This window comes from Nonlabens dokdonensis, assembly GCF_002162835.1.
Taxonomy (GTDB): domain Bacteria; phylum Bacteroidota; class Bacteroidia; order Flavobacteriales; family Flavobacteriaceae; genus Nonlabens; species Nonlabens dokdonensis_B.
In genome coordinates, this window is record NZ_MAAX01000161.1 from 1 (window position 1) to 3148 (window position 3148).

2 protein-coding genes are annotated in these 3148 nt (G+C 34.3%); one reads left to right on the plus strand and one right to left on the minus strand.

Translation table 11 applies throughout. The features are described 5' to 3' along the window. Positions 1-44 precede the first annotated feature (44 nt). On the plus strand, positions 45-2120 hold the full coding sequence (locus A9Q93_RS10570) for a GMC family oxidoreductase (RefSeq protein ID WP_303687367.1): 2076 nt from the start codon (positions 45-47) through the stop codon (positions 2118-2120). Positions 2121-2179: 59 nt separating this feature from the next. Here the strand turns inward: A9Q93_RS10570 and A9Q93_RS10575 are convergent. Beyond that, on the minus strand, positions 2180-3148 hold a 969-nt coding region (locus A9Q93_RS10575; RefSeq protein ID WP_303687368.1), incomplete at its 5' end, for a hypothetical protein.

Sequence of the window (3148 nt, forward strand, 5' to 3'; positions counted from 1 at the left end):
GATTTAAGTGGATATACAGGTAATAATAACTAAAACGCAACAAGATGTCAACAACAACAAATTATGATGCAATTATAGTAGGTTCTGGAGTAGCTGGAGCTATTGTTGCCTACAAACTAGGATTAGCAGGAAAAAAAGTATTGATTTTGGAAGCTGGACCAAAAATCCCTACAGACAGAAGTAATTATATGGATACTTTCTTAAAGGCAAATATAAAGTCTCCTGAATCACCGTATCCACCAAGCACACAAAATGCAATTCCTTCAACAGAAGAAAATCCATTAGGGTTACCAGATCCTGGAGAAGAAAACACACCTAGATATACCGTATTACAAATTAATTCATGGAGAAAACCAAAACAATCGTATTTTGATTTTCAACAACAACAAGACAACTTAAAAGGAGACAGTCCAGAAGCAAATTTTGCATATGGAAGTTCTTATGAGCGTATTGGTGGTGGAACCACTTGGCATTGGTTAGGAACAAGTTTACGTTTCTTACCCAATGATTTCAAGTTGAAAACAAAGTATGGCGTTGGTGTCGATTGGCCAACTGCTGCTAACAACCAAGATTTTTATGATTACCTAGTTCCTTATTATGAGCAAGCAACTAATGAAATAAATGTAGCAGGAAGCAAAGAAGCCATGGATAAGCTATACTCACAGTTTGACGATCAACAAACATTTGGACCAAATTACAATTACCCAATGCCAGAAATTGTTGAATCATTAGTTGATGAAGAGTTTGCAAACAATGTAACATCAATGAAAATTGACAACGAACCTGTCTATGTTACCTCAACACCTCAAGGAAGAAACTCTAGAGCTGGTGAACGAAGACAATGTGCAGGAAATACAAATTGTATTCCTATCTGTCCAATTCAAGCAAAATATGATGCAACTGTAACGATTGCAAGAGCTTTACAAACTGGAAATGTAGATATTTTGTACCAACATGTAGTTAGTAAAGTTTTATTAGATCCAGAAACCGATGAAGTAATTGGTGTAAAATATATTACCTATGATACACAAACGGGTAAGGCCACAGGAACTGATACGGTAACAGCAAAGAAATATGTGATGGCGGCGCATGCAATTGAAACTCCAAAACTAATGTTGATGTCTGCAACTGATAAATTTCCGAATGGAGCTGCAAATAGCAGTGGACAGATGGGAAAAAACTTAATGGATCATATTATGTACTTAGCATGGGGCTTATCAAAAGATCCTGTATTTCCATATAGAGGGCCACTTTCCACTTCTGGAATAGAATCCGTAAGAGATGGTGCTTTTCGTAAAGCTGTTTATGATGCTAATGGTAAATTAATTGAAGGTAGAGCTGCATATCGTATCGAAATTGGAAACGATGGTTGGTCATGGGCCGCTGGAGATCCATTTACTACATTAGGCGATTATGTTTTTGGACAAAACAATTCACATACCAATGCTACAGCAACAAATAGTCAAGGGAAAAATTTAAAATTTAATACAGCTCTTGGAGACAATAGCAAACTATTTGGTAAAGAATTAGTAGATACTTTAAATGGTATTTATACCAGACAAATTCGTTTAGGTTATCTGATTGAACAATTGCCTTACGAAGGAAATTCAGTAGAATTATCAAAGAATTTAAAGGATAATTTAGGCTTACCTCGACCAAAAATCAACTATCAAATTCCAGCAGATTATGAAAGAAATGCTTTTGTTTCAGCAAAGAAAGTATCTACAGATATTTTCAACGAAATTGGAGCTACAGAGTATACGCAAGATCCTGGTGAACCTGTTTTTTATGAAGAAGACGGTGGTAAACCTTTAACTGCTGCAAAATTCCAATATGAAGGAAACAACTTCATTTTCTATGGTGCTGGACATATTGTTGGTACCTACAGAATCGGAACTGAAAAAAGTAATTCAGTATTGAACTATCGTCAGCAATCATGGGATCATTCTAATTTATACATGATTGGTAGTGGTGTTTTTCCAACGCTAACAACCGCAAACCCTACACTAACAATCGCTGCAATGTCTTTTAGTGCGGCTGATAACATCTTGGAAGATTTGAACTCAGAATTAGCAAGTTCTAACGCTGAATTAGCAAGTGTGAGCAGTCAAAATAAATAGAACTGCATATAAAAAGCCTCACAAATTGTGAGGCTTTTTTATGTAACATTATGCAAGCTTTAAAAATCAAATCTATAATTCATTTTAAAAGCTGCTCCCCAGTTTTGGCGGGTAATATTCTGATTAAAGTTATCTGAAATCACCAAATAAATATAAGACAACGGATTGTATTCCCATTGCAACCTGGTATTGATATTAAAATTATCAAACTGGGTATTATATTGTACATAGGTGGTCCAATTCAATCTATTAGAAAAGAAAACTTCACCTGTAAATCTTGTCAATTGAAAAGTATCATTTCCCAACTCTTTTAAATCAATATCATTACGCTCGTAACTCAATTGCAAACGGGCTAAAGGCATTAACTGATATTGCGCATTTATTACCAAACGATTTCTCTGCCCACTATAATAGGTACCAAAGCTGGCACTACCTCCAAATTGAAATTTTTTATTGTCAGCAGAAGAATACCCAAAACCAGAATTCACATAATTGTATTGATCGACTGCAATGGCATTTCCATTTTGGAAAAGATCGAAGGCATATTTTAAATTAACATACTCATGAATTATCCATCCATAAATAGAAGATTGATTTTTAAATGTTAGGTTATTGTTTAAAACATTTCTAGACTGAGAAATTTCACCTAAATCATCCCAATATGTATTGTTTGATAGATTAAAATAGCGATAATTATCAAAGGTTTTAGAATCTTTATAAAACTTAGTCAACGTAAAACGACCGCTGGTTTGTGTATATCCTTCTCTTATGGTGCTTTCTGAAATAGCATCATAATTATATAAACGAGGTACAAAACCAACATCGGTAATATAATTTTTTTCTACTTTCCGAACCCCTACATAACCAGATGCACTTTTGTTGTTATACCAAACCCCAATGTTATAAAACTTGTTATTTCCAGAGATATTACTGGTAGTACTGCTTGCAAAATTTGCAAGTCCCGTCCATTTATTATTTTTAGATTGATAATTTAAATTAACTCCAGCTACTCTATTGTAATCATCAAC